Source organism: Salipiger sp. IMCC34102, from assembly GCF_004145405.1.
Lineage (GTDB): Bacteria > Pseudomonadota > Alphaproteobacteria > Rhodobacterales > Rhodobacteraceae > Loktanella.
In genome coordinates this window covers 200,861-223,636 of sequence record NZ_SELQ01000004.1, presented here as the reverse complement: position 1 = coordinate 223,636, position 22,776 = coordinate 200,861, and the positions used below count along the sequence as shown (strand labels likewise).

24 protein-coding genes are annotated in these 22,776 nt (G+C 68.2%); 14 read left to right on the top strand and 10 right to left on the bottom strand.

What is annotated here, in order from left to right; translation table 11 throughout:
* Positions 1-119: 119 nt before the first annotated feature.
* The 3 genes from EU805_RS10635 to EU805_RS10625 are packed head-to-tail and all read right to left on the bottom strand — an operon-like array spanning position 120 to position 2,378.
* On the bottom strand, positions 120-1,430 hold the full coding sequence (locus EU805_RS10635; RefSeq protein WP_129763955.1) for an MATE family efflux transporter: 1,311 nt from the start codon (positions 1,428-1,430) through the stop codon (positions 120-122).
* Positions 1,423-1,905: a PaaI family thioesterase gene (locus tag EU805_RS10630; RefSeq protein WP_129763954.1), complete on the bottom strand. Its 483-nt coding sequence runs from the start codon at positions 1,903-1,905 to the stop codon at positions 1,423-1,425. Before EU805_RS10630 ends, EU805_RS10635 begins: the two co-directional genes overlap by 8 nt.
* The gene (locus tag EU805_RS10625) at positions 1,902-2,378 is read right to left on the bottom strand and encodes a PaaI family thioesterase (protein WP_129763953.1); all 477 of its coding nucleotides are present in this window, start codon (positions 2,376-2,378) and stop codon (positions 1,902-1,904) included. Before EU805_RS10625 ends, EU805_RS10630 begins: the two co-directional genes overlap by 4 nt.
* Positions 2,379-2,477: 99 nt before the next feature.
* On the opposite strand from EU805_RS10625, the gene EU805_RS10620 reads away from it, so the two are divergent.
* The 9 genes from EU805_RS10620 (at position 2,478) to EU805_RS10580 (ending at position 11,465) form a co-directional block, all read left to right on the top strand.
* Positions 2,478-3,617 (top strand): putative manganese transporter, encoded by a 1,140-nt coding sequence (locus EU805_RS10620; protein ID WP_129763952.1) that lies wholly within the window; start codon positions 2,478-2,480, stop codon positions 3,615-3,617.
* A 55-nt stretch (positions 3,618-3,672) separates the two neighbouring features.
* Positions 3,673-4,041 carry a MerR family DNA-binding transcriptional regulator gene (locus EU805_RS10615; protein ID WP_129763951.1) on the top strand — a complete coding sequence of 123 codons (369 nt, stop codon included), beginning with the start codon at positions 3,673-3,675 and terminating at the stop codon, positions 4,039-4,041.
* A 129-nt stretch (positions 4,042-4,170) separates the two neighbouring features.
* Positions 4,171-4,569 (top strand): MerR family DNA-binding transcriptional regulator, encoded by a 399-nt coding sequence (locus EU805_RS10610; RefSeq protein WP_129763950.1) that lies wholly within the window; start codon positions 4,171-4,173, stop codon positions 4,567-4,569.
* A gap of 31 nt (positions 4,570-4,600) precedes the next feature.
* Positions 4,601-6,376: an acyl-CoA dehydrogenase C-terminal domain-containing protein gene (locus EU805_RS10605; RefSeq protein WP_129763949.1), complete on the top strand. Its 1,776-nt coding sequence runs from the start codon at positions 4,601-4,603 to the stop codon at positions 6,374-6,376.
* A gap of 52 nt (positions 6,377-6,428) precedes the next feature.
* Positions 6,429-6,641 (top strand): hypothetical protein, encoded by a 213-nt coding sequence (locus EU805_RS10600; RefSeq protein ID WP_129763948.1) that lies wholly within the window; start codon positions 6,429-6,431, stop codon positions 6,639-6,641.
* A 278-nt stretch (positions 6,642-6,919) separates the two neighbouring features.
* Positions 6,920-7,552 carry a glutathione S-transferase family protein gene (locus EU805_RS10595; protein ID WP_129763947.1) on the top strand — a complete coding sequence of 211 codons (633 nt, stop codon included), beginning with the start codon at positions 6,920-6,922 and terminating at the stop codon, positions 7,550-7,552.
* Between the two features lie 11 nt (positions 7,553-7,563).
* Positions 7,564-8,775 (top strand): acetyl-CoA C-acetyltransferase, encoded by a 1,212-nt coding sequence (locus EU805_RS10590; RefSeq protein WP_129763946.1) that lies wholly within the window; start codon positions 7,564-7,566, stop codon positions 8,773-8,775.
* A 16-nt stretch (positions 8,776-8,791) separates the two neighbouring features.
* Positions 8,792-9,229, top strand: coding sequence for a hypothetical protein (locus EU805_RS10585; RefSeq protein ID WP_129763945.1), 438 nt, complete (start codon positions 8,792-8,794; stop codon positions 9,227-9,229).
* 34 nt (positions 9,230-9,263) lie between these two features.
* Positions 9,264-11,465: a 3-hydroxyacyl-CoA dehydrogenase NAD-binding domain-containing protein gene (locus EU805_RS10580; protein WP_129763944.1), complete on the top strand. Its 2,202-nt coding sequence runs from the start codon at positions 9,264-9,266 to the stop codon at positions 11,463-11,465.
* A gap of 158 nt (positions 11,466-11,623) precedes the next feature.
* Here EU805_RS10580 and EU805_RS10575 read toward each other — a convergent pair whose 3' ends face one another.
* Positions 11,624-12,286 carry a sulfotransferase family 2 domain-containing protein gene (locus EU805_RS10575; RefSeq protein ID WP_129763943.1) on the bottom strand — a complete coding sequence of 221 codons (663 nt, stop codon included), beginning with the start codon at positions 12,284-12,286 and terminating at the stop codon, positions 11,624-11,626.
* 264 nt (positions 12,287-12,550) lie between these two features.
* On the opposite strand from EU805_RS10575, the gene EU805_RS10570 reads away from it, so the two are divergent.
* Entirely contained in the window at positions 12,551-13,552 is a 1,002-nt protein-coding gene (locus EU805_RS10570; protein WP_242494122.1) for a hypothetical protein, read from the top strand.
* A gap of 1 nt (position 13,553) precedes the next feature.
* Here the strand turns inward: EU805_RS10570 and EU805_RS10565 are convergent, their stop codons facing one another.
* From EU805_RS10565 to EU805_RS10540, 6 genes are all read right to left on the bottom strand, one after another.
* Positions 13,554-14,924, bottom strand: coding sequence for an SPOR domain-containing protein (locus EU805_RS10565; RefSeq protein ID WP_129763942.1), 1,371 nt, complete (start codon positions 14,922-14,924; stop codon positions 13,554-13,556).
* 83 nt (positions 14,925-15,007) lie between these two features.
* Positions 15,008-15,658, bottom strand: coding sequence for a uracil phosphoribosyltransferase (gene upp / locus EU805_RS10560; RefSeq protein WP_129763941.1), 651 nt, complete (start codon positions 15,656-15,658; stop codon positions 15,008-15,010).
* On the bottom strand, positions 15,655-16,644 hold the full coding sequence (locus tag EU805_RS10555) for an adenosine deaminase (RefSeq protein WP_129763940.1): 990 nt from the start codon (positions 16,642-16,644) through the stop codon (positions 15,655-15,657). The genes upp and EU805_RS10555 overlap by 4 nt, the downstream gene beginning before the upstream one ends.
* On the bottom strand, positions 16,641-17,837 hold the full coding sequence (locus EU805_RS10550) for a phosphopentomutase (protein ID WP_129763939.1): 1,197 nt from the start codon (positions 17,835-17,837) through the stop codon (positions 16,641-16,643). Before EU805_RS10550 ends, EU805_RS10555 begins: the two co-directional genes overlap by 4 nt.
* Positions 17,834-19,129 carry a thymidine phosphorylase gene (locus EU805_RS10545; protein WP_129763938.1) on the bottom strand — a complete coding sequence of 432 codons (1,296 nt, stop codon included), beginning with the start codon at positions 19,127-19,129 and terminating at the stop codon, positions 17,834-17,836. The genes EU805_RS10550 and EU805_RS10545 overlap by 4 nt, the downstream gene beginning before the upstream one ends.
* Before the next feature lie 2 nt (positions 19,130-19,131).
* On the bottom strand, positions 19,132-19,536 hold the full coding sequence (locus EU805_RS10540; protein ID WP_129763937.1) for a cytidine deaminase: 405 nt from the start codon (positions 19,534-19,536) through the stop codon (positions 19,132-19,134).
* A 104-nt stretch (positions 19,537-19,640) separates the two neighbouring features.
* Between EU805_RS10540 and EU805_RS10535 the strand changes: the two genes are divergently transcribed.
* From EU805_RS10535 to EU805_RS10520, 4 genes are all read left to right on the top strand, one after another.
* The gene (locus EU805_RS10535; RefSeq protein ID WP_129763936.1) at positions 19,641-19,853 is read left to right on the top strand and encodes a DUF3072 domain-containing protein; all 213 of its coding nucleotides are present in this window, start codon (positions 19,641-19,643) and stop codon (positions 19,851-19,853) included.
* A 12-nt stretch (positions 19,854-19,865) separates the two neighbouring features.
* Complete coding sequence (locus tag EU805_RS10530; RefSeq protein WP_129763935.1) at positions 19,866-20,045, top strand: hypothetical protein; 180 nt, start codon at positions 19,866-19,868, stop codon at positions 20,043-20,045.
* 85 nt (positions 20,046-20,130) lie between these two features.
* Positions 20,131-20,352, top strand: a complete 222-nt coding sequence (locus tag EU805_RS10525; protein ID WP_129763934.1) for a DUF3072 domain-containing protein — start codon at positions 20,131-20,133, stop codon at positions 20,350-20,352.
* A gap of 73 nt (positions 20,353-20,425) precedes the next feature.
* Entirely contained in the window at positions 20,426-22,705 is a 2,280-nt protein-coding gene (locus EU805_RS10520) for an NADP-dependent malic enzyme (protein ID WP_129763933.1), read from the top strand.
* The last annotated feature ends 71 nt before the right edge of the window (positions 22,706-22,776 follow it).

Below are 22,776 nucleotides of genomic sequence, written 5' to 3'. Positions count from 1 at the left end.
AATGCACCGGGTGGTGAGCTTCGGGTTGCGGGTGGTGGCGTGGGAGGGGGCCCTGCCCCCGCGCCTGGCGGCGCGCGCCCGGAGTATTTGTGAAAAAGCGAGGGGTAAGGCGGTGCGGGTCAGCGGGCCGCGGCGCGTTCGAGCGCCGGGTAGCGCAGGCCCAGGGTGACGCCCCGGGCGACGAAGCTAAGCAGGAGCGCCATCCACAGCCCGTGGTTGCCGAAGGCGGCGGTGAGCGGGATCACGGCGGCGAAGTAGACGAGCGTCGTGATGATCATCATGTTGCGCATGTCCCGGGTGCGGGTCGCGCCGATGAAGATCCCGTCGAGCATCCAGGCCGCGACGCCCAGCAGCGGGGCCGCCACCATGTAGGGCAGGAAGACCCGGGCCGCGGCACGGACCGGCTCCGCGGTGGTCATCACGTCGATGACCAAGGGCCCCGCCGCGAAGAAGCTGGAGGCCAGGCCCGCGCAGATGGCCGCCCCCCAGCCGCTCGTCAGCACCGCGGCACGGCGCAGGTGCGCGGGGTCGCGACGGCCCATAGCCTGGCCCACCAGCGTCTCGGCCGCGATGGCGAACCCGTCGAGCGCGAAGGCGGTGACCTCGAGGAACTGCAGCAGGATCTGGTTGGCGGCGAGCTGGACGTCGCCGAAATCGGCGCCCCAGAACAGGAAGCTGACGAAGACCGCCTGCAACAGGACCGAGCGGATCATGATGTCGGAATTGACGACCCCCATGTTGATCAGCCGGGCGCGGTCGAAGACGCGGGGCCAGTCTCTCCAGGCCGGGACCGCGAAGGCCGCCCGGCAGAGCCAGAGGCCGAACAGGAGACCGGACCATTCCGCGATGAAGGTGGCCCAGGCGACCCCGGGCACACCCCAGTCGAGACCCAGGACGAAGACGAGGTCGAGGAGGATGTTCGCCCCGTTCATCAGGACCTGCAGGCCGAGGACCGCCCCGGTGCGTTCCTGCGCGATCAGCCAGCCGGTGATGCCGTAAAGCGCGATGGCCGCGGGGGCGGACCAGACGCGGATGCCCATGTACTGGCGGGCGAGGGTCTCGACCTCCTGGCTGGCGGGGGAGATCCGGAAGGCACCGGCGAAGAGGAGCGGTTGCAGTAAGATGATCGCGACCCCGGCCATGAGGCCGATCATCAGCGCGCGCGACAGGAGGGCCGCGACCTCTGGCGTGTCCTCGGCCCCGATGGCCTGCGCGGTCAGGCCAGAGGTGCCCATGCGCAGGAAGCCGAAGACCCAGTAGATCGCCGTGAGGATGATCGCGCCGATGCCGACAGCGCCGATCGGGGCGGCCTCGCCCAGTTGGCCCACGACGCCGGTGTCGACGACGCCCAGGATCGGCACCGTAGCGTTCGACAGGACCACCGGCAGCGCGATATGCAGCACGCGCCGGTGGGTCAGTGGGTCAGCCATGCTGCGGCATCACGAAATGCCCGGTGGCCTGCGCGAAGGGGCGCTGGCGGTTGTCCTGCCAGCCCTCGACATGAACGCTGGCGTAGCGCCGCCCCGACCGGGTGATGCGCGCCCGCGCGTAGGCGTCCCGCGGCAAGCCCGAGCGCAGATAGTCGACCGTAAAGTCGATGGTCTTGGGCATCCGGTCGGTGGCCACGTCCTCGCCCGCCTCCACCGCGTCCCACTGGGTCGCCCAGCGCAGGGTGATGACCGAAGTCACCTCGAGGAACGCCGCCGTGACGCCGCCGTGCAGGGCGGGCAGCGTCGGGTTGCCGATCAGCATGTCATCGTAGGGCAGGATGCCGGTCAACTCGTCCCCGCGACGGTCGAAATGGATGCCGAGAAACCGGATGTAGGGCACGCCGTCGACCAACGCGCGCAGGGCCTCGTCGCGGCGCTGCTTGACGACCTGGACGGGATCGGGACGGCGGCTCATGACTTGGGCCTCGGACGTTCGAGGGTGAAGGCGCCGGTGGCGCAGGCCACCGGGTTGCCCGCGTCGTCGTCGTGGGCCGTGGCCCGCACGAAGGCCACCGACCGGGTGACGTGATAGCAGGTCGCCCGCGCGGTGATCCCCTGCCCCGGCGTCGCGGGGCGCATGTAGTCGATCCGCAAATCGATCGTCGCGGTCCCCAGCGCCTGCGTGGGATGGGCGATCACCGCCGCCCCGCAGCAGGTGTCCATCAGGGCCGAGACCGCCCCGCCCGCGATGACCCCCGTTTTCGGATCGCCGATCAGCCGGTCGTCGTAGGGCATGCTGACGGTCGCCGTGCCGGCGCCGACCTCGGTCACCGTCATGCCCAACGCGCGCGCGTGCGGGATCATGGCGATGAACTGCGCCGCGATTTTCTGCCGGCGCTCTGCGGTGCTGTCGTCCGGGGTGGTCGGGTCGGGGTCTGCGTCGATCATGGAACGGCCTTCGGCTTTGGCGGCAAACTTGTCACTTGATCGCCAATGCGCAACCCCCTATGTCCTTTATTGAGAATAATTCGCAACTAAGGGTCCTTCATGAGCACCGCGGAAATTTCCGTCCAAGACGAACCGACGCGGCTGGGCGGCCTGTTCCGGCCCAGGCGCCTGCTGGTGGCGCTGGTGTTCCTCGGCCTCGCGGTCGCGCCGGGCGAACTGGGCGCGCTGACCCGCAGCCTGATGACCGACGCCTTCGTCCAGGTCAGCGGCTTCGTCGCCGCGACCCTGTTGCTGTTCTACGGGGCCGAGCGGCTGTTCGACTTCAACATCGGGCAGGCGCTGAAGGGCGCGAAGCGGTGGCAGGTGCCGATGGCCGCACTTCTCGGGACCACCCCCGGATGCGGCGGGGCCGTGGTGGTCGTGGCCGCCTTCTCCTCGGGGAACGTCGGGTTCGGTGCGGTGGTGGCGACGCTCACCGCGACGATGGGCGACGCGGCCTTCCTGCTGATCGCCACCCGTCCCGACGCGGCCCTCGTGGTGCTGCCCCTGTCCTTCGTGGTGGGCATCCTGTCGGGCTGGATCGTGGACCGGCTGCCGGCGATCCGGATCACCCCGAACGCCACCAATGCCCACGACATGGTGCCTTTCATCGGCCACACCCGCTTCAAGGACTGGCTGTTCGCCGCCTTCGCCCTGCCCGGCCTGATCATCGGCATCACCCAGCTTTCAGTCGCGGACGTCGAGGCGATCTTCGGGCCGGTCCTGCCCATCGTGGGTGTGGGCGGCACCTTCGTGGGCCTGTTCATCTGGGCCACGTCGCGCCTGAAGGCGATGACCAACGTGGACGACACGCCGCTCACGCGCATGGCCGAGGAGACCTCGTTCATCTCCGTCTGGGTGATCGGGGCGTATCTGGCCTACGACTACCTCGTGGCCTTCGGCGGGTTCGACCTCGAGGCGCTCTTCAGTTCGGTCGCTCCGCTGCTGCCGTTGATGGGCGTGCTGGTGGGGCTCGTGCCGGGCTGCGGTCCGCAGGTGCTGGTCACGACGCTTTACGTCAACGGGCTTATCCCCTTCGCCGCCCTCATGGGCAACGCGATCAGCAACGACGGCGACGCGCTGTTTCCCGCCATCGCGCTCGACCCGAAGGCGGCGATCTGGGCCACGGTCTATTCCAGCGTGCCGGCGCTCGTGCTGGCCTACGGCTTTCACCTTCTTGCACCGGGCTTCATGAACTAGGCCCCGGGTTGCGGTCGGGCCGCGCCATGCTAGATTTTCGCGCGAGGAGACCGCAATGACCGACGACCGTTTATCCTTCAAGGAGATGTGCGCGAAGTTCGACGTGACCCCGCGCACGCTGCGCTACTACGAATACATCGAACTGCTCTCCCCCGACCGGGAGGGCCGGTCGCGGTTCTACACCGGGCGCGAACAGGCCCGGATGACGCTGATCATGCGCGGCCGCCGGTTCGGCTTCAGCCTCGAGGACATCCGCCAATGGCTGCAGATCTACGAACACGACGGCACGGAGGCACAGATGCGCACCTGGCTGGACCTGGCCGACCGCCAGATGGAGGAGTTGCGCGACCAGCGTCGGCACCTCGAGGAGACGATGCAGGAACTCCAGCGCCTGCGCGACGAGGTGGCCACTTCGCTGGAATGACGCGGCGCGCCGTGCCGGGCGATCCGCCCCTGGGGATCTGACGCGACGTTACCTTTACGTATACGTAAACCCCGGTGGAAATCGGCCGCCGCGTCCCGATATAGGAAGGGTACCACGCAAGAGGTTCCCATGTCCCAGACCCTGACGATCCGCCAGATGTGCGACACCTTCGGAGTGACGCCACGGACCCTGAGGTTCTACGAATCCAAGGAATTGCTGTTCCCGCAGCGCGAAGGCCAGAAGCGGCTTTTCACCCGCTCGGACCAGGCGCGGCTGAAACTGATCCTGCGCGGCAAGCGTTTCGGCTTCTCGCTGGAGGAGGTGCGCAAGCTCCTGGAACTCTACCAGATGAACGACGGACAGCAGACCCAGCTGAGTTGCACGCTCGAGGTCGCCCGCGGGCACCTGGCCGAAATGCAGGCCCAGCGCGCCGAGCTGGACGAGGCGATCGCCGAGCTCAAGGAGCAGATGAGCTGGGCCGAGACCACGCTGGCCGACATGGCTCGCAACGAGACCGACGCCGCCTGAACGGGCGGTACAGATTGACCGGAGGATCCCCATGACAAGCTACACCGCCCCGCACAAGGACCTGCAATTCGTCCTGCACGACCTGCTCAAGATCTCCGAGCAGGAGATGGAGGGCTTTGCCGACCTCGACCGCGATTTCACCGCCGCCGTGCTGGAGGAAGCCGGCAAGCTGTCTACGGACGTGCTGCACCCGCTCAACATGGTGGGGGACACGATGGGCTGCACGCTGGAGAACGGCGTCGTGCGCACGCCGGAGGGCTTCAAGGAGGCCTTCGACCAGGTGCGTGAAGGCGGCTGGACGGCGCTCGACGTGCCCGAGCAATACGGCGGCCAGGGCCTGCCTTACGTGCTGAACACGGCCGTGAACGAACCGATGGTCAGCGCCAACATGGCCTTCAACATGTACCAGGGCCTGACGCACGGTGCTCTTTCGGCGATCCTGGCCCACGGGTCGGAGGCGCAGAAGGACACCTTCGCGCCCAAGCTCGCGTCGTGCGAGTGGACCGGCACCATGAACCTGACCGAGCCGCATTGCGGCACCGATCTGGGCCTGATGCGCACCAAGGCGGTCCCGCAGGACGACGGCAGCTACAAGATCAGCGGTCAGAAGATCTTCATCTCGTCGGGCGATCACGACATGGCCGACAACATCATCCACCTCGTGCTGGCGAAGATCCCCGGCGGCCCCGAGGGCATCAAGGGCGTGTCGCTCTTCATCGTGCCGAAGTTCATCGTGAAGGACGACGGCAGCCTGGGCGAGCGCAACGGCGTCTCCGTCGGCAAGATCGAAGAGAAGATGGGGATCCACGGCAACTCCACCTGCGTCATGAACTACGACGAGGCGACGGGCTATTTGCTGGGGACCGAGCACAAGGGCATGCGCGCCATGTTCGTCATGATGAACGAGGCGCGGCTTGGCGTGGGCCTGCAGGGCTACGCCCAGGCCGAGGTCGCCTACCAGAACGCGGTGCTCTACGCCAACGACCGCCTGCAGGGGCGCGACGTGACCGGGGCGCAGAACCCCGACGGGCCCGCCGATCCGCTGATCGTGCACCCCGACATCCGTCGCAATCTGATGGATCAAAAAAGCTTCGTCGAAGGGGCGCGTGCCTTCACCTACTGGGGTGCGATGCTGATCGACCGGTCCCACCGGGCGGGCGACGACAAGGCCGAAGGGCTTGTGTCCCTGCTGACGCCGGTCATCAAGGGCTTCCTGACCGACAAGGGCTTCGAGTATGCTACCGCGGCGCAGCAGGTCTACGGCGGGCACGGCTACATCGAGGAATGGGGGATGTCCCAGTTTGCCCGCGACGCCCGGATCGCCATGATCTACGAAGGGGCCAACGGCGTGCAGGCGCTGGACCTCGTGGGCCGCAAGCTCGCGGTCGACGGCGGCAAGCACCTGATGGGCTTCTTCGACCAGATCAAGGCCTTCATCAAGGACAACGAAGGCAACGAGGCGCTGAAGGCCGACTTCCTCGATCCGCTGAAGGCGGCGAGCAAGGATATGCAGGCGGCGGCGATGTACTTCATGGGTGCCATGAAGAATCCCAACAACGCGCTGGCGGGATCCTACGACTTCATGCACCTGATGGGTCACGTCTGCCTGGGGTACATGTGGGCGCAGATGGCCAAGGCCGCGATGGAGGCGCTGGAGGGCGGCGCAAGCGACACCGCCTTCTACGAGACCAAGATCGCCACGGGGCGCTACTACATGGCGCGCCAGCTTCCGGCGACGGGCATGCACCTTGCGCGCATCAATTCGGGCGCGGAGCCCGTGATGGCGCTGGAGGCCGCGAACTTCTGAAGGTGGCGGCGGGAGCAATCCCGCCCTACCCTTCGCCCAAAGGAGCCGCTCGATGCCCAAACGCCTGCGCCTGACCCGCCGCTTTCCCGTCGCGATGACCGAGGACGGCTACCGCCGCCTGAAGAAGTTCGCGCGCGAGGCCGGTCTGGACGAAGGCGAGGCGCTGTCGTTCCTCTTCGAGAACTTCGACAGCGTGATCGACGACGACACCTTCGGGCACCGGCTGCGGCTGTTCAATTCGGAACTGGAGGCGCGCAAGAGGTGACGGGCACGCGGGCGAGCACCGTCGGAGCCTCCGGCGGGAGTTTATCTTGCCAGATGAAGGCGGATCGAGATCCACCCCGCCCCCCTTCCGGCTTGGCTGTCCGGTGCGGCGGGACGGGGCTTCACCTGGCGCTTGGCTCAGCTCTCCAGCCTGCCAAGTGTCATCAGCCGACACCAAAGAGGTTAACAGTCCGTAAAGCGCCACGATCCAGTTTCATCTGGCCAAATAAACTCAGACACGACGCCTGACACGGGCGCACCACCAAGGGGAGGCGAGACATGACGATCCAGCTGCACTGCTTCGGGGAAAGCGGGAACGCCTACAAGGCAGCTCTGACGATGACGCTCGCGGAGGTCGACTGGGCGCCTGTCTTCGTCGATTTCTTCAACGGGGCCACGCGGACGCCGGAGTTCCGCGCGCTCAACGTCATGGGCGAAGTTCCCGTCATGGTCGACGGCGACATGGTACTGACCCAGTCCGCCGTGATCCAGGATTACATCACCTCGAAGACCAGCAAGCTGGGCGGGCGCTCCGCCGACGAGCGGCGCGAGGTGCTGCGCTGGATGTTCTTCGACAACCACAAGGTCAGTGGGCTGGCCGGCCCCTTGCGGTTCAACGTCAACTTCCTGCCCGAGGAGAAGCGCAGTGCCGATGTGAACGCGTTCCTGCTGATGCGCCTGAAATCCGCGCTGAAGGTCATGGACGACCACCTCGACGGTCGCGACTGGCTGGCGACCGATCACCTGACCGTCGCGGATATCGCCTGCGCGGGATACCTCTACTACGAAGAGCCCTACGGGTTCGACCGAACCGACTTTCCGAAGGTGGACGCCTGGCTGACCAGGCTGGCGTCCACCGACGGCTGGAAACACCCTTACGATCTGATGCCGCGCGCCTTGCCCGCGGCCTGAAGGAGACCACGATGACAGATGCATATATCTACGACGCGATCCGCACGCCCCGCGGCAAGGGCCGCAAGGACGGCGCCCTGCACGAGGTGACCAGCGCGCGCCTTTCGGCCGGCGTGCTGAACGCGCTGAAGGAGCGCAACAATCTCGAAGGTCACGCCGTCGAGGACGTGATCTGGGGCAACGTCACGCAAGTGGGCGAGCAGGGCGGCTGCCTTGCGCGGACGGCCGTCCTGGCCTCGGACCTCGACCAGTCGATCCCGGGGCTTTCGATCAACCGCTTCTGCGCCTCCGGCATGGAGGCGGTGAACCTGGCTGCGAACCAGATCCAGGGCGGGGCCGGTCAGGCCTATATTGCAGGCGGGGTCGAGATGATGGGCCGCGTCGCCATGGGCTCCGACGGGGCCGCGATCGCGGTGGATCCCTCCATCGCGATGGAAACCTATTTCGTGCCGCAGGGCATCAGCGCCGACATCATCGCGACCGAGTACGGGTTCAGCCGGGACGACGCCGACGCGATGGCCGTCGAAAGCCAGAAGCGCGCCGCCGCCGCCTGGGAGGACGGGCGGTTCGACAAGTCGGTCGTGCCGGTGCGCGACGTCAACGGCCTGCCGATCCTGGAGCGCGACGAATACATGCGCCCCGGCACCGACATGCAGAGCCTCGGCGCGCTGAAGGCCTCCTTCAAGGAGATGGGCGAGGCGATGCCCGGCTTCGACAAGGTCGCGCTGATGAAGTACCCGCACCTCGAGCGGATCAACCACATCCATCACGCGGGCAATTCCTCGGGCATCGTCGACGGCTCCGCCGGCGTGCTGATCGGGTCGAAGGAATGGGGCGAGGCGATGGGCCTCAAGCCGCGCGCGCGCATCAAGGCGACCGCGAAGATCGGCACCGATCCCACGATCATGCTGACCGGCCCCGTGCCCGTGACCGAGAAGATCCTCGCGGACACCGGCATGGCGATCTCGGACCTCGACCTCTTCGAAGTTAACGAAGCATTTGCTTCTGTGGTCCTACGGTTCATGCAACGTTTCGACGTCGACCACGACCGCGTGAACGTCAACGGCGGAGCGATCGCCATGGGCCACCCCCTCGGGGCGACCGGCGCCATGATCATCGGCACGCTGCTCGACGAGCTGGAGCGGACCGGCAAGGGAACGGGGCTCGCGACCCTGTGCATCGCATCGGGAATGGGGGCCGCGACGATCATCGAACGAGTCTGACCCGAAGGAGGCGGCAGTGGAAGTAGGACTTTGCCAGAACTGGCTGGATCGGGTGGCGGATTGCGTGTTCGCCGATGACCTCGACACCTGGCTGGATCACTTTTCCCTGCCGCTTGCGATCTTGTCGGAATTCCAGGCCTCCCGGATCGAGACGGTCCAGGGGCTCACCGACAAGTTCGAGACCTGGAAACGGATGTTCGCCGCCAGCGGGGTGACCCAATTGGTCCGCACCGTGCGCCGCGTCATCCAGGCCGGGGACGACCGGATCGTGGCCCTCTACGACACCGACATGCTCTCGGACGGCAAGCGGACCAGGCCGCGCTTCGACTCGGTCCTGGTGCTGGAACTCCAGGGGAACCAATGGCGCTGCACCGAACTGGTGACCGGTCTCGGCGCGGCGGACAGCTATCTTGTACACGACAGGCAGACCCGGGGCATGTACGCGGCGGAGTGATCCGCGCGATCCCGGTCTTGGAAAGGACAACGACATGAGCGATTTCACGATGACCACGGACGCCGACGGCGTCGCATTGCTGACCTGGGACACCCAGGGTAAATCCATGAACGTGATGAACCAGCAGGGGTTCGCGGACCTCGACCGGCTGATCGACGAGGCCCTGGCCGACGACGCCGTGAAGGGGATCGTCATCACATCCGGCAAGGACGGCTCCTTCGCGGGCGGGATGGATCTGAACATCATCGCGCAGATGCGTGACGAAAGCGAGGATCCCGCCGCCGGCATCTTCGAAGGCATCCAGGAGATCCACCGCATCCTGCGCAAGATCGAGCGCGCGGGCATGGACGACAAGAACAAGGGCGGCAAGCCGATCGCCGCCGCCCTGCCCGGCACGGCGCTGGGCATCGGGCTGGAACTGCCGCTGTCCTGCCACCGGATCTTTGCCGCCGACAATCCCAAGGCCAAGATCGGCCTGCCGGAGATCATGGTCGGCATCTTCCCCGGCGCCGGCGGCACGACGCGCATCAGCCGCAAGCTGGGGGCCATGGCGGCCTCTCCGATCCTGCTGCAGGGCAAGCTGCAGGACCCCAAGGCCGCGATGAAGGCCGGGATCATCGACGAGGTCGTCCCCGCCGACGAGCTGGTCGCCAAGGCGAAGGAATGGGTGCTGTCCGGCCCCGCCATCGTGAAGCCCTGGGACGAAAAGGGCTGGAAGATGCCCGGGGGCGCACCCTATCACCCGGCGGGTTTCATGACCTTCGTGGGCGCCTCCGCCATGGTCAACGGCAACACGCAAGGCGTCTACCCGGCGGCCAAGGCGCTTTTGTCGGCGGTCTACGAAGGCGCGTTGGTGCCCTTCGACACGGCGCTGAAGATCGAGGCGCGGTGGTTCACCCACGTCCTGCTGAACCCTTCGTCCTCCGCCATGATCCGCTCTCTCTTCATCAACAAGGAAAAGCTCGAGAAAGGCGCCAACCGCCCCGACGTGGCCGACCAGAAGGTCGCCAAGGTCGGCGTGATCGGCGCGGGCATGATGGGCGCGGGGATCGCGCTGGTCTCGGCCCTGGCGGGGATCAAGGTCGTCCTCATCGATTCCGAGCAATCGGCGGCCGACAAGGGCAAGAGCTACACCGCCGACTACATGGACAAGGGCATCAGCCGCAAGAAGGCCACGCCCGAGAAGAAGGACCAGGTGCTGGGCCTGATCGACGCGACGACGGATTACGCCGCCCTCGAAGGCTGCGACCTGATCGTCGAGGCGGTCTTCGAGGACATGGGCGTGAAGGCCGACGTCACCCGCAAGGTGCAGGAGGTCGTGGGCCCCGATTGCATCTTCGCCACCAACACCTCCACCCTGCCGATCACCGAACTGGCCGAGGCGGCACAGGACGCCGAAAAGTTCATCGGCATCCACTTCTTCAGCCCGGTCGACAAGATGAACCTCGTCGAGATCATCAAGGGCAAGCAGACCGGTGACGTCGCCGTGGCCAAGGCGCTCGACTTCGTGCGCCAGATCCGCAAGACGCCGATCGTCGTCAACGACGCGCGTTTCTTCTACGCCAACCGCTGCATCATTCCCTACATCAACGAGGGGATCCGCATGGTGAAGGAAGGAGTGGAGCCCGCGCTGATCGAGAACGCGGCCAAGCTGGTGGGCATGCCTCTCGGACCGCTGCAACTGGTGGACGAGACCTCGATCGACCTCGGCGTCAAGATCGCCAAGGCGACCAAGGCCGCCATGGGCGAGGATTACCCCGACGAGGAGGTGGACGAGATCCTCTTCTCCATGGCCGACAAGGGCCGCCTGGGCCGCAAGTCGAAGGCCGGGTTCTACGCCTACGACGAGAAGGGCAAGCGGACCGGCCTGTGGGAGGAGCTCGCGACGGAATATCCCGTCTCGGACGAGCAGCCGGATCTGACCACCGTGCAGCACCGCCTGCTCTTCGCGCAGGTGCTGGAAGCGGTGCGCGCCCTGGAAGACGGCGTGCTGACGGACATTCGCGAAGGCGACGTGGGCGCCATCCTGGGCTGGGGCTTCGCCCCGTGGTCGGGCGGTCCGTTCAGCTGGCTCGACATCATCGGCGCGCCCTACGCGGCCGAACAATGCGACACCTTGACGGAACGCTTCGGGGACCGCTTCGCCTGCCCCGATCTGCTGCGCGAACTGGCCTCGTCGAACGGGACCTTCTACGGCCGCTTCGGCACCGGCGAGGACAGCAAGGCTGCCGCCTGACGGAAACGCCCCGCGCGGCGCGACGGATCACGCTATGCGAAAGGGGGGCCTCGGCCCCCCTTTTTGCATGTACGACCTTTGCCCGGAAGGCAGCGGTCGGTCGAGCCGCCTGCAGTGCAGGCGTCGGGCGCGCTGCCGGCACCTGCGCTGGCGAAATGTCAGGTCTCGCTGACCGGAAACGAAGGCGCGAAACTATATCCCGACCGCGCGATGTCGGCCGCGCAAAGCTCGCCCACCAGGGCGGCATCTGTATCCGAATAATAGCCCCGCCAATCGCGCGCACGCTTCGAGGTGTTTTCGCGCGGAAGCTCCAGCGAGAAGTCGAGGTGCCTCGCGACCGGTGCGAAGTCCTCCTCGAAGGCCTCGATCCGTACGAAGTGGGTGGGCGCCACCTCCCCCAGGCGGTCGCGCACATAGGCGGCATAGGGCTGGCGTCGCAGCCCCGCGACGGTTTGCGGATGGTTGAGAAAGTCCGTGAATTCAAGCCTCTGCGCCAGGCGGACGGCCGGGTGATCGAAGCGTTGAACCCCAAGCCAGTGGTAATAGCTGACCATGCGGTCCCAGGGATTGCGGACCAGGACCATCCGGCACAGGTCATCCGCCGGCACCAGCCCGTGAAGGTCCGCCAAGGTGCTGTGTTTCCAAAGCCGCCCCGCCACCGAAAGGTCCCTCTGCCGGCGCTGACGTTGCTGCGCCTTGGGCGTGTCGCCCACCAGGATGTCATCGGCCCGCGCGCGCGCCTCGTAGGCCCGCGCGAAGGACGTGCCGCCGGTCTTGGGGATATGGATGAACAGGAACCGGCGTCCGGGCGAATAGATCATGGCGGCAGTTTGCAGGGCCCTGCGGCGCACGCGCAAGGATTGTATTGCCCCGCGCGGGGTGCGAAGTTGCGGCCAGGCGATCGAAGAGGATTTCATGCCCTGCACGGTGGACGAAACGGATATGGACGGCGCGCGTCCGACCTGCGCCGCGCGGGCCCGGCCTGACCTATCCGCTGGCCTGACGTGGCGCTTCGACGCGGCGCACAGGGCGACGACGAACCGGCGTCGCGGTACCTCTACCCCGTTCCTGCGCACGGACACCGAATGAAGACGGCGCTGGACCGCTACGACCGGCTGGAAAGCCTCGGGCTCTGGCGCGAGACGGCGGACGCGCAGCGCCGCGAAGTGCTGGTCTCTTTCGGGTCGGCCACGCTGGTGGTCTCGGACACGGCGGAGCGGCCCCTGACCCATTGGTCGCTTCCCGCGGTGATGCGCCTCAATCCCGGCACGACGCCCGCGATCTTCTCGCCTGGGCCGGACAGCGTCGAACGGCTGGAGATCGACGATGCCGAGATGATCGAGGCCATCGAGGCGGTGCGCGGCGCCTTGGGACGCGCGCAGCCCCGCCCCGGTCGGCTGCGGACCCTCCTGACGCTCGCCCTGCTGGCGGCGGCGGGGATCGCCGCGGCGTCGCTCGGGCCTGACGCGCTGCGCTCGCAGGCGCGCGGGGCCACGCCCGCCGCACAGCGGGCGGAGTTGGGCGCGCGCATCCTGGGCCATATGCAGGCGCGAACGGGACCCGCGTGCCGCGAGGCGCGCGGCACGGCGGCGCTGGCGCGGCTGCGGTCTCGGCTGGGGACCACGGGGCAGGCCGTGGTGCTGCCCGCCGCCCTGCCCGGTCCCGTGGTCCTGCCGGGCGGCATCGCGGTGATCGGACAGGCCACGCTCGCGCGCTACGACGATCCCGCCGTGGCCGCCGGGGAACTTCTGTCGGCGCGTGCCTCGGTGGAGGATCCGCTCGATCCGCTTCTCAGGCAGGCCGGGCTTCGGGCCACGGTGACGCTTATGACGACCGGGGATCTGCCTGCGGAAAGCCTGCGCGACTACGCGGACAGGTTGCTCGACGGGCCGGTGCCGGTGCCGTCGGAGGCACGCCTGCTGGAGCGCTTCGCCCGCGCCCGCATCTCGCCCGCCGCCTATGCGCCGGTGCGGACCGAACGAGGTCAGGATGCGGCCCTGCTGCTCACGCAGACGCCGCCCGAAGGCGGCGCCGTGGTCTTGAGCGACGAGGATTGGATCCGGCTGCAGGGGATCTGCGACCTCTAGGTCAGCCGCGAGTGTAGGCGTCCGCAAAGCCCATCGACCGGACGATCCCCAGCGCGCGGTTCAGGTCCGCCGCACTGGCGAACGGCCCCGCCGCCACGACCTTGAGCCCGCCGGACCGGCCGGAGGCGACCGGAAGGCCCGCCGCCTGCAACCGCGCGATCAGGCGCGCTGCATTCTCGGGGACGCCGAAGCTGCCGACCTGCACGTAGCGATGGCCGCTGGCCGTGGCGCGCGGCACCGGGGTCGCGGCGGGCGCCACCGACCGGCTGGAGATCCGCGGCTGCGGGGCGACCGCATGCGCCGTCGCGGCAGGCAGCCCGCGCTGGCTGTTGATCCGGCCATCCTCCCAGACGCGGTCATAGCCTGCCAGGACCTGCGGGCGCGCCACTGCGGCCACCGCGTTCGAGGCGGGCACCGCCCTTGATGTAGGCACCTGCGCTCTTGCGGTAGGGGTCACGCTGCGCGTCGAGATGCTGGCCACAGCAGGGCCCGCGACACTGCGGGTGGTCAATCCCGACGGGGACAATGCCTGCGGTCCACAGCGCACGCCCGGAACCGATGCCAGGCGCGAGACCCCGCAGGCATTGGCGTTCGACGCCGGGATGTCGCGCGGCACCATGAGCGGGGCCTGCATGATCGGGGCCTGAGCGATCTGCACGGGCGCCTGGCTCGGGCAGGCGATGGGCGCGCCCGTCGTCGTCACAAGGTTCGCGCCGCCCGCGATCCGCGCGCAGGCTTGCTCCAGCGTCAGGCGCAGGGGCTGGGTGCCCTGATTTGTCACCTGCGGCGCGCTCACCACCGGTGCGGCACGCGCGGTGCGGACCGGGGCCGGGCCGCAATCGATCGGCCGGCCGGTGCTCTCGCTCACGAACCCGGGCTGCACTCCGAACCGTCCGCTGCAGGCCTCCGCCCGGGAGATCCGGCGCGGTGCGGGTGCCGTGGCCGGGGCCGCCGCGATCACGCGGGGGGTCGAGGCGCGCGGCGGTGCCGCAGCTGCGACGGTCGCAGCCGGGCGCGGTTCGCGGATCACCGGGGCCGCAGGCGGCGCGGGGGTGGGTGCGGGCGTCGCGGTGGCCGTGACGACCGGGGGGGTGGCCACCGGGGCTGTGGGTTCAGGCTCCGCCTCGGCGATCCGGGGAAGGCTCGGCTGGAAGTTGCACAACTGCCGGCGGGCGCGATCGACGCGCGGCACCCAGTTCACCCGCCCGTCCATTCCGGCACGGATGAAGGCGCAGCCTTCGCTGTCAACGTATTGCTGGCCTTCGTAGCTGCTGGGCGGAAATTCGGCCGGAATGTCCTGCGCCGCAACCGGCAGCGCGCCGAGAAGCCCGAACGTCAACGCAAGACCCGCCGTTTTGTCGAAATACCGCATGATGACACCCTCGTACCCGCAACTGGGTCCGAGAATCGCAAACAAAGCCCGTCAAGTAAAGCGAGGATGCGGCATTTGGGGGCTTATTTGGTGCCGAACATGCGGTCGCCCGCATCCCCTAGTCCGGGTACGATATACCCCTGATCGTTCAAACGGTCGTCCACGGCCGCCGTCACGATGGGCACATCCGGATGCGCCTCCTTCATACGGGCGATCCCTTCCGGGGCGGCCAGAAGGCACAGGAACCGCAGGTTCGTGGCCCCGGCCTGTTTCAGCAGGTCGATCGCCGCCGCCGAGGAATTGCCCGTCGCCAGCATCGGATCGACGGCGATCACCATGCGATCGTCGAGCGCCTGCGGCACCTTGAAGTAGTATTGCACCGGCTGCAGCGTCTCCTCGTCGCGGTAGAGCCCGACGAAGCCCACGCGGGCGGACGGTACCAGTTCGAGGATACCGTCGAGCAACCCGTTGCCCGCCCGAAGGATCGAGACCAGCGCCAGCTTCTTTCCGTCGAGCACGGGGGCGTCCATCGGCTGCAGCGGCGTGTCGATCCGGGCCGTGGTCATGGGCAGGCCGCGGGTGACCTCGTAGGCCAGAAGCTGGCTGATTTCGCGCAGAAGCTGGCGAAAGACGGCCGTCGAGGTATCGGTGCGGCGCATCAGCGTCAGCTTGTGCTGCACCAGCGGGTGCGTGACGTGGGTCAGGTGCCCGTCGGCGGTGGTATGGTCGATCATGCGGCGGGCTCCAGTTGCTTGAGGATCGCCTCCCGCGTGGCCTCGTCGCAGAAGGCGGCGCGGGCGGCGGTGACGTTGGTCGCGCGAAAATCGTCCTCGGTCCAGCCGAAGGTCCGGTCGAGGCCCTCGTATTCCGCCGTCATCGTGGTGTGGAAGAACGGCGGATCGTCGGTCGAGATCGTGACCGGCACGCCCGCGTCGCGCAGGCGGACGATGGGATGCGACTCCCAGCTTTCGACGGCGCGCAGCACCACGTTGGAGCCGGGGCAGACCTCCAGCGTGATGTTCTCGTCGGCGAGGCGCTGCGTCAGGGCCGCATCCTCGATCGCGCGGATGCCGTGGCCCAGGCGTTCGACCTTGAGCGCGTCCAGCGTCTCGCGGATGCGGCCGGGATCGCCCCATTCGCCCGCGTGGGCAGTGAGGCGCAGCCCCGCCTCGCGCGCCATGTCGAAGCTGTAGCTGAAATCGGCGGGGCGGCCTTCCAGCTCGGCCCCGGCAAGACCGAAGCCGGTCAGGAAGTCGCCGGCGGTCTCGGCCGCGCAATGGGCGGTCTTGCGGCAGGCGTCCTGCCCGTGGTGGCGCACGGCGGTCGCGATGCCCTTCAGGACGATGCCGTCCTCCTTCTGCGCATCCGCCGCCGCCTGCGCGATGGCGGCAAGGTAGTCCTTCCAGGCCGCGACATCGCCGCCGCCGCAGAAGTCGGGCGACAGGAACGTCTCGGTGTAGATGACGCCGTGAAAGGCGCTTTCGGCCAGCACCGCGCGGGTCAGGCGGTAGAACTCTTCCGGCCCGGTCAACACGGTGCAGGCCTCGTCGTAGACGGTCAGGAAATGTCCGAAGTCCTTGAACTTGTAGCCGCCGTCGGTATTGAAGATCGGCGACAGGTCCCGGCGCTTCTCGCCCGCGAGGGTGCGGATGAAATCGGGCGGTGCCATGCCTTCGAGGTGCGTGTGCAGTTCGACTTTGGGCTGGGTGCGATAGCTCATGTGACGGGCGTGCCTTTTCCGCTGTGGGGGATATCGAGGTGGGCCGCGATGGTGGCGGCGACGTCCTGGAACGCGATCTGGCCCAGCGCGCGCGCGCCGCGGCCGTGGATCAGCACCGGCACCCGTTCGCGGGTATGATCGGTGCCGACCCAGGTGGGGTCGTTGCCGTGATCGGCGGTTACGATCAGCAGATCGTCCGCCCGCAGGACCGGCAGCAACCTGGCCAGCTCCGCGTCGAACCATTCGAGGTGCGCGGCATAGCCCTCCGGGTCGCGGCGGTGGCCGTATTCGCTGTCGAATTCGACGAGGTTGGCGAAGACGAAGCTGCCCTCCTCCGCCTCGGTGGCCAGGTCATGGACGTGGTCCATCAGCCTGGCATCCGCGCCCTTGCGGACGTCCGTGATCCCGCGCATCGAGAAGATGTCGCCGATCTTGCCCACCGCGTGCACCGCGTGGCCCGCGGCGTGGACGTCGTCGCAGATCGTGGGGCTGGGCGGCGCGATGGCGAAGTCGCGGCGGTTCGGCGTGCGCTTGAAGCCTTCCTCCGCCGTGCCCAGGAAGGGCCGCGCGATGACCCGGCCGACCTTCATGGCGTGCACCCGGGGGGCCAGATCCTCGCAAAGCTTCAGAAGCCGATCGAGGCCGAAGTGGTCCTCGTGCGCCGCGATCTGCAGCACGCTGTCGGCGGAGGTATAGACGATGGGCCAGCCCGTCTCGATATGGCGGGGGCCTTCGTCTTCGATCACCTGCGTGCCCGAGGCGTGGCGGTTGCCGAGGATGCCGTCGGTGCCCGCCGCGTCGCAGATCGCGGCGGTCAGATCATCGGGAAGCGCGGGATCGGTGTCGGGGAAGTAGGTCCAGTCCCAGGGCACCGGCACGCCCGCGAGTTCCCAGTGACCCGAAGGCGTGTCCTTGCCGGGGCTGACTTCCGTCGCGGCGCCCCAGGCGCCGGTGGGCACGGCATCGAGGCCCGGCGCGTCCAGCCCGCTGGCCAGTTTCACCGCCCGCCCCAGGCCCAGCGCGTCCAGCGTCGGCACCCGCAGGGGGCCGCGCGGCAAACGCGCGCAGACTTCCGCGATATGACCCACAGTGTTTGCACCGGTGTCCGGGGTCGCGCCGTTGAAAAACCTGTCCGCATCCGGCGCACCGCCGATCCCGACGGAGTCGATGACGATCACGAAGGCTCGGCTCATGGGTCTATCCTGTCCAGTATCAAGGGCGTCGTATCGGCGGCCGTGCCCAGGGTGATCGCGGCGGACACCTGTGCCGCCGCGCGCTCTGCGGTGGCGGCGTCGCGGGCGTGCACCCAGGCCAGCGGATCGCCGGTCGCGACGCAATGCCCCAGGCCCGCCACCGCCGTCAAGCCGACGGCGGGGTCGATCCGGTCGCTTTCGCGCGCCCGTCCACCGCCCAGGCCAACGACGGCGAGGCCCAGCGCCTCACCGTCGATGGCCGCGACACGGCCGTCTGCCGGGGCCGGGACCGGCCGGCAGACCGGCGCCTTCGGCAAATGGGTGCGCCAATCCTCGGCCATGTCGGGCGGCCCGCCCAGGGCGTGGATCATCCGCGCGAAGCGCTCCAGCGCTGCACCCGAGGACAGCGCCGCCTCCAGCCGGGGGCGCGGATCGGACTGGCCCGCGAGGGTCAGAAGCCGTTCGCCCAGCGCCAGCGAAAGCTCGGTCAGGCGCGGGGCGGCGGGGGCGCCGGCCAGCACCTCCATGCAAAGCGCGACCTCCGTCGCGTTGCCCAGGCTGGGGGCGAGCGGCTGGTTCATGTCCGACAGAAGGGCCGCGGTCGGGCACCCGGCCCCGTTCGCCGTGTCCACCAGCGCGCGCGCCAGAACCCGCGCCTCGTCTTGTGTCTTCATGAAGGCGCCGGAGCCCACCTTCACGTCGAGCACCATCGCCCCCAATCCCGCCGAAAGCTTCTTGGACAGGATCGAGGCGGTGATCAGATCGACGCTCGCAACCGTGGCCGTCACGTCGCGCACCGCGTAAAGCCGTGCATCGGCGGGGGCGATGTTGCCCCCCGCGCCCACGATCGCGCAGCCCACGTCGCCCACGATGCGGCGGAACGCGGCGGCATCGGGTGTCACGTTCACGCCCGGGATCGCCTCCAGCTTGTCGAGCGTGCCGCCCGTGTGCCCCAGCCCCCGGCCAGAGATCATCGGCACGTAGACATCGCAGGCGGCAAGCAGGGGGGCCAGGATCAGCGAGACGCAATCCCCCACCCCGCCCGTCGAATGCTTGTCCACGACCGGGCCCGGCAAATCCCACTCCAGCGTGTCGCCGCTGTCGCGCATGCCCGTGGTCAGCGCCACGCGGCCTTCGTCCGACAGGCCCTTGAGGCAGACCGCCATGGCAAAGGCGCCGGCCTGCGCATCGCTGACCGATCCGTCCGCCAGCCCCGCGGCGAAGCCTTGCAGATCGGCGGCCTGCGGCACCTCGCCGTCGCGGATGCGGGCGATCAGGCTGCGGACATCCAAGGTCAGACCCGGCTCATCTGGTCTTGGTCGAAGGCCCCCGGCAGAAGCGCGCTGACGGTGGTGTCCAGCCGCGCGCCGTCGGTGGTGGTCAGCGTGACGGGCGTGTCGCCCTTGGCGAACTCGGCGATCTTCTGCCGGCAGCCACCGCAGGGGCTGACCGGATCGGGGCTGTCGGCGATCACCGCGATCTGGGCGATCTGCGTATCGCCGCCCGCGATCATCGCAGCGATGGCCCCCGCCTCGGCGCAGGTGCCTTCGGGGTAGGCCACGTTCTCGACGTTGCAGCCTGCGTAGACCGCGCCCGAGGCCGACCGTATGGCCGCGCCCACGTGAAAGCGGGAATAGGGAACGTAGGCGCGCAGGCGCACGGCGCGCGCCGCCTCGATCAGATCGTCTGTATCCGGCATGGGGGATCCTCGTTTTGGCGGGAAGTCTGCCGCCGGGGGGCCGCGGATGCAAGGCGGAACCCCGCCCCTGCCCGCGCGTTCATCCCCCAGCATAGGAGACCGCCATGATACCCCCCACCGCCAAACCCGTCGTCGCCGAAACAGAGGCGCAGACCGCGCAGAATCCCGATGATCCGATGACCTCCCAGCAGGCCGACATGTTGCGCGTGCTGTGCGAGGAAGCGGGCGAACCCTTCGACGCCAGCCTGACGCAGGCCCAGGCGATGGAGCGGATCGAGGTCCTGCGCGACCGGACCAACGACGAACAGAACCTCTGAAGGAGCCCAACCATGGCCACCATGTATGCCGACAACCACAAGATGAGCGGCGAACAGGCCGCGATCCTGCAGGACCTGTGCGAGAAGACCGGGCATCCGTTCGACGACCAGATGTCCGCGAACAAGGCCGACGAGCTGATCGAGGAACTCTCGACCAAGGTCGAAGGCACCGAACTGCCGGGCGAACGCTGAGCCTTTCGGCAAAGCGATGCTGCGGGCGGAACAGAATCGGGTTCTGGAACATTAACGGAACATCAACCCGTTGCAGGAGCATCAGATGACCGAAGACACGAGCCAACCCAAGACCGACGCCCCCGGCAACGCCGACAAGCCCGTGGACGATTGGGTCACCGGCGACGAGACGATGACCGGTGCGCAGGCCAGCTACCTCAAGACCCTGAGCGAGGAAGCGGGCGTGGAGTTCGACGAAAGCCTCTCCAAGGCCGAGGCCAGCAAGCGTATCGACGCCTTGCAGGACAAGACCGGGCGCGGCCAATAGGCCCCGGCGGGCGCTTTCCCCGGCGTCACGACCGCGTTAGGGTGCGGCAATCGAAGAAGAAGGCCGCACCCCCATGACCACCGAACCCAATGACACCGCCCGGCGCGCGGCGCTGGACTACCACCGCTTTCCGCGTCCCGGAAAATTGGAGGTGCGCGCCACCAAGCCGCTGGCCAACGGGCGCGACCTGGCCCGCGCCTATTCCCCGGGCGTGGCGGAGGCCTGCCTGGACATCAAGGCCGACCCCGACACCGCCCGCGACTATACCACCCGTGCCAACCTCGTGGGCGTGGTCACCAACGGGACGGCGGTGCTGGGCCTGGGCAACATCGGGGCGCTGGCCTCCAAGCCGGTGATGGAAGGCAAGGCGGTCCTGTTCAAGAAGTTCGCGGGCATCGACTGCTTCGACATCGAGCTGGACGAATCCGACCCGTACAAGCTGGCGGAACTTGTCTGCGCGCTGGAGCCGACCTTCGGCGCGATCAACCTCGAGGACATCAAGGCCCCCGACTGCTTCATCGTCGAGGAGATCTGCCGCGAACGGATGAACATCCCCGTCTTCCACGACGACCAGCACGGCACCGCCATCGTCGTGGCCGCCGGGATCAGCAACGCGCTGCGGATCGCGGGCAAGAGCTTTGCCGACATCAAGGTCGTCTCGACCGGCGGGGGTGCCGCCGGAATCGCCTGCCTGAACATGCTGCTGAAGCTGGGACTGAAGCGCGAGAACGTCTGGCTTTGCGACCTGCAGGGCCTGGTCCACGAGGGGCGCGAGACGGACATGACGCCGCAGAAGGCGGCTTACGCGCAGAACACGGATGCCCGCACCCTGGACGAGGTGATCGACGGCGCGGACGTGTTCCTCGGCCTGTCGGGCCCCGGCGTCCTCACGCCTCAGATGGTATCCCGCATGTCCTCCGCGCCGATCATCTTCGCGCTGGCCAATCCTCACCCCGAGATCGAGCCCGACGCCGCCCGCGCCGCGGCCCCCGACGCGATCATCGCCACCGGCCGCTCGGATTTTCCGAACCAGGTCAACAACGTGTTGTGCTTTCCCTTCATCTTCCGCGGTGCGCTGGATGCGGGTGCGACCACGATCAACGACGAGATGAAGATCGCCTGCATCGAAGGCATCGCCGCCATGGCGCGCGCCACCACCAGCGCCGAGGCCGCCGCCGCCTACCAGGGCGAGCAGCTGACCTTCGGGCGCGACTACCTGATCCCCAAGCCCTTCGATCCGCGCCTCATGGGGGTCGTCGCCACCGCCGTCGCCCGTGCCGCCGGCGAGACCGGCGTCGCCCGGCGCCCGATCGCGGATCTCGCCGCCTACAAGGCGGGGCTCGACGCCAGCGTCTTCAAGTCCGCCTTCATCATGCGCCCGGTATTCGAAGCCGCGCAGACCGCCACACGCCGGATCGTATTCGCGGAAGGAGAGGACGAGCGGGTCCTGCGCGCGGCCCAGGCAATCATGGAGGAAACCACCGAAGTCCCGATCCTGATCGGCCGCCCCGACGTGATCGCGGCCCGCTGCGAACGCGCCGGTCTCGACATCCGGCCCGAACGCGACTTCATGCTGGTCAACCCCGAGAACGATCCCCGCTACCGCGACTACTGGGGCACCTATCATCAGCTCATGGCCCGGCGCGGCGTGACGCCGGACCTGGCCAAGGCGATCATGCGGACCAACACCACCGCCATCGCCGCCGTCATGGTCCAGCGCAACGAGGCGGACAGCATGATCTGCGGCACCTTCGGCCAGTTCCTGTGGCACAAGAACTACATCGAGCAGGTGCTGGGAAGCGGCGGCCTGCACCCCGTGGCGGCGCTCAGCCTGATGATCCTGGAAAACGACAGCCTCTTCATCGCCGACACCCAGGTCCACGAGGAGCCGACACCGGCGCAGATCGCCGAGACGGTGACCTCCGCCGCGCGCCACATCCGGCGTTTCGGGATCGAGCCGCAGATCGCACTGTGCTCCCACAGCCAGTTCGGCAACCTCGACAGCGACTCGGGCCGCCGGATGCGCGCGGCGATGGAGATCCTGGATTCCGCCCCGCGCGACTTCGCCTACGACGGGGAGATGCACATCGACAGCGCGCTGGACCTCGAGACCCGCGAACGGATCTTCCCCGGAGGCCGCCTGCCGGGGGCCGCGAACTGCCTCGTCTTCGCCAACGCCGACGCGGCCAGCGCGGTGCGCAACATCCTCAAGACCCGCGCCGGCGGCCTCGAAGTCGGCCCGATCCTGATGGGCATGGGCAACCGGGCGCATATCGTGACGCCCTCGATCACCGCGCGGGGCCTTCTGAACATGTCCGCCATCGCCGGCACGCCGGTCGCGCATTACGGGTAAGGAACGGGGCTCAGCCCCCGCCGCGCCGGCGCGCGTCTTTGCGCGATACGTCCTCCGGGAGAAAGCCGCGC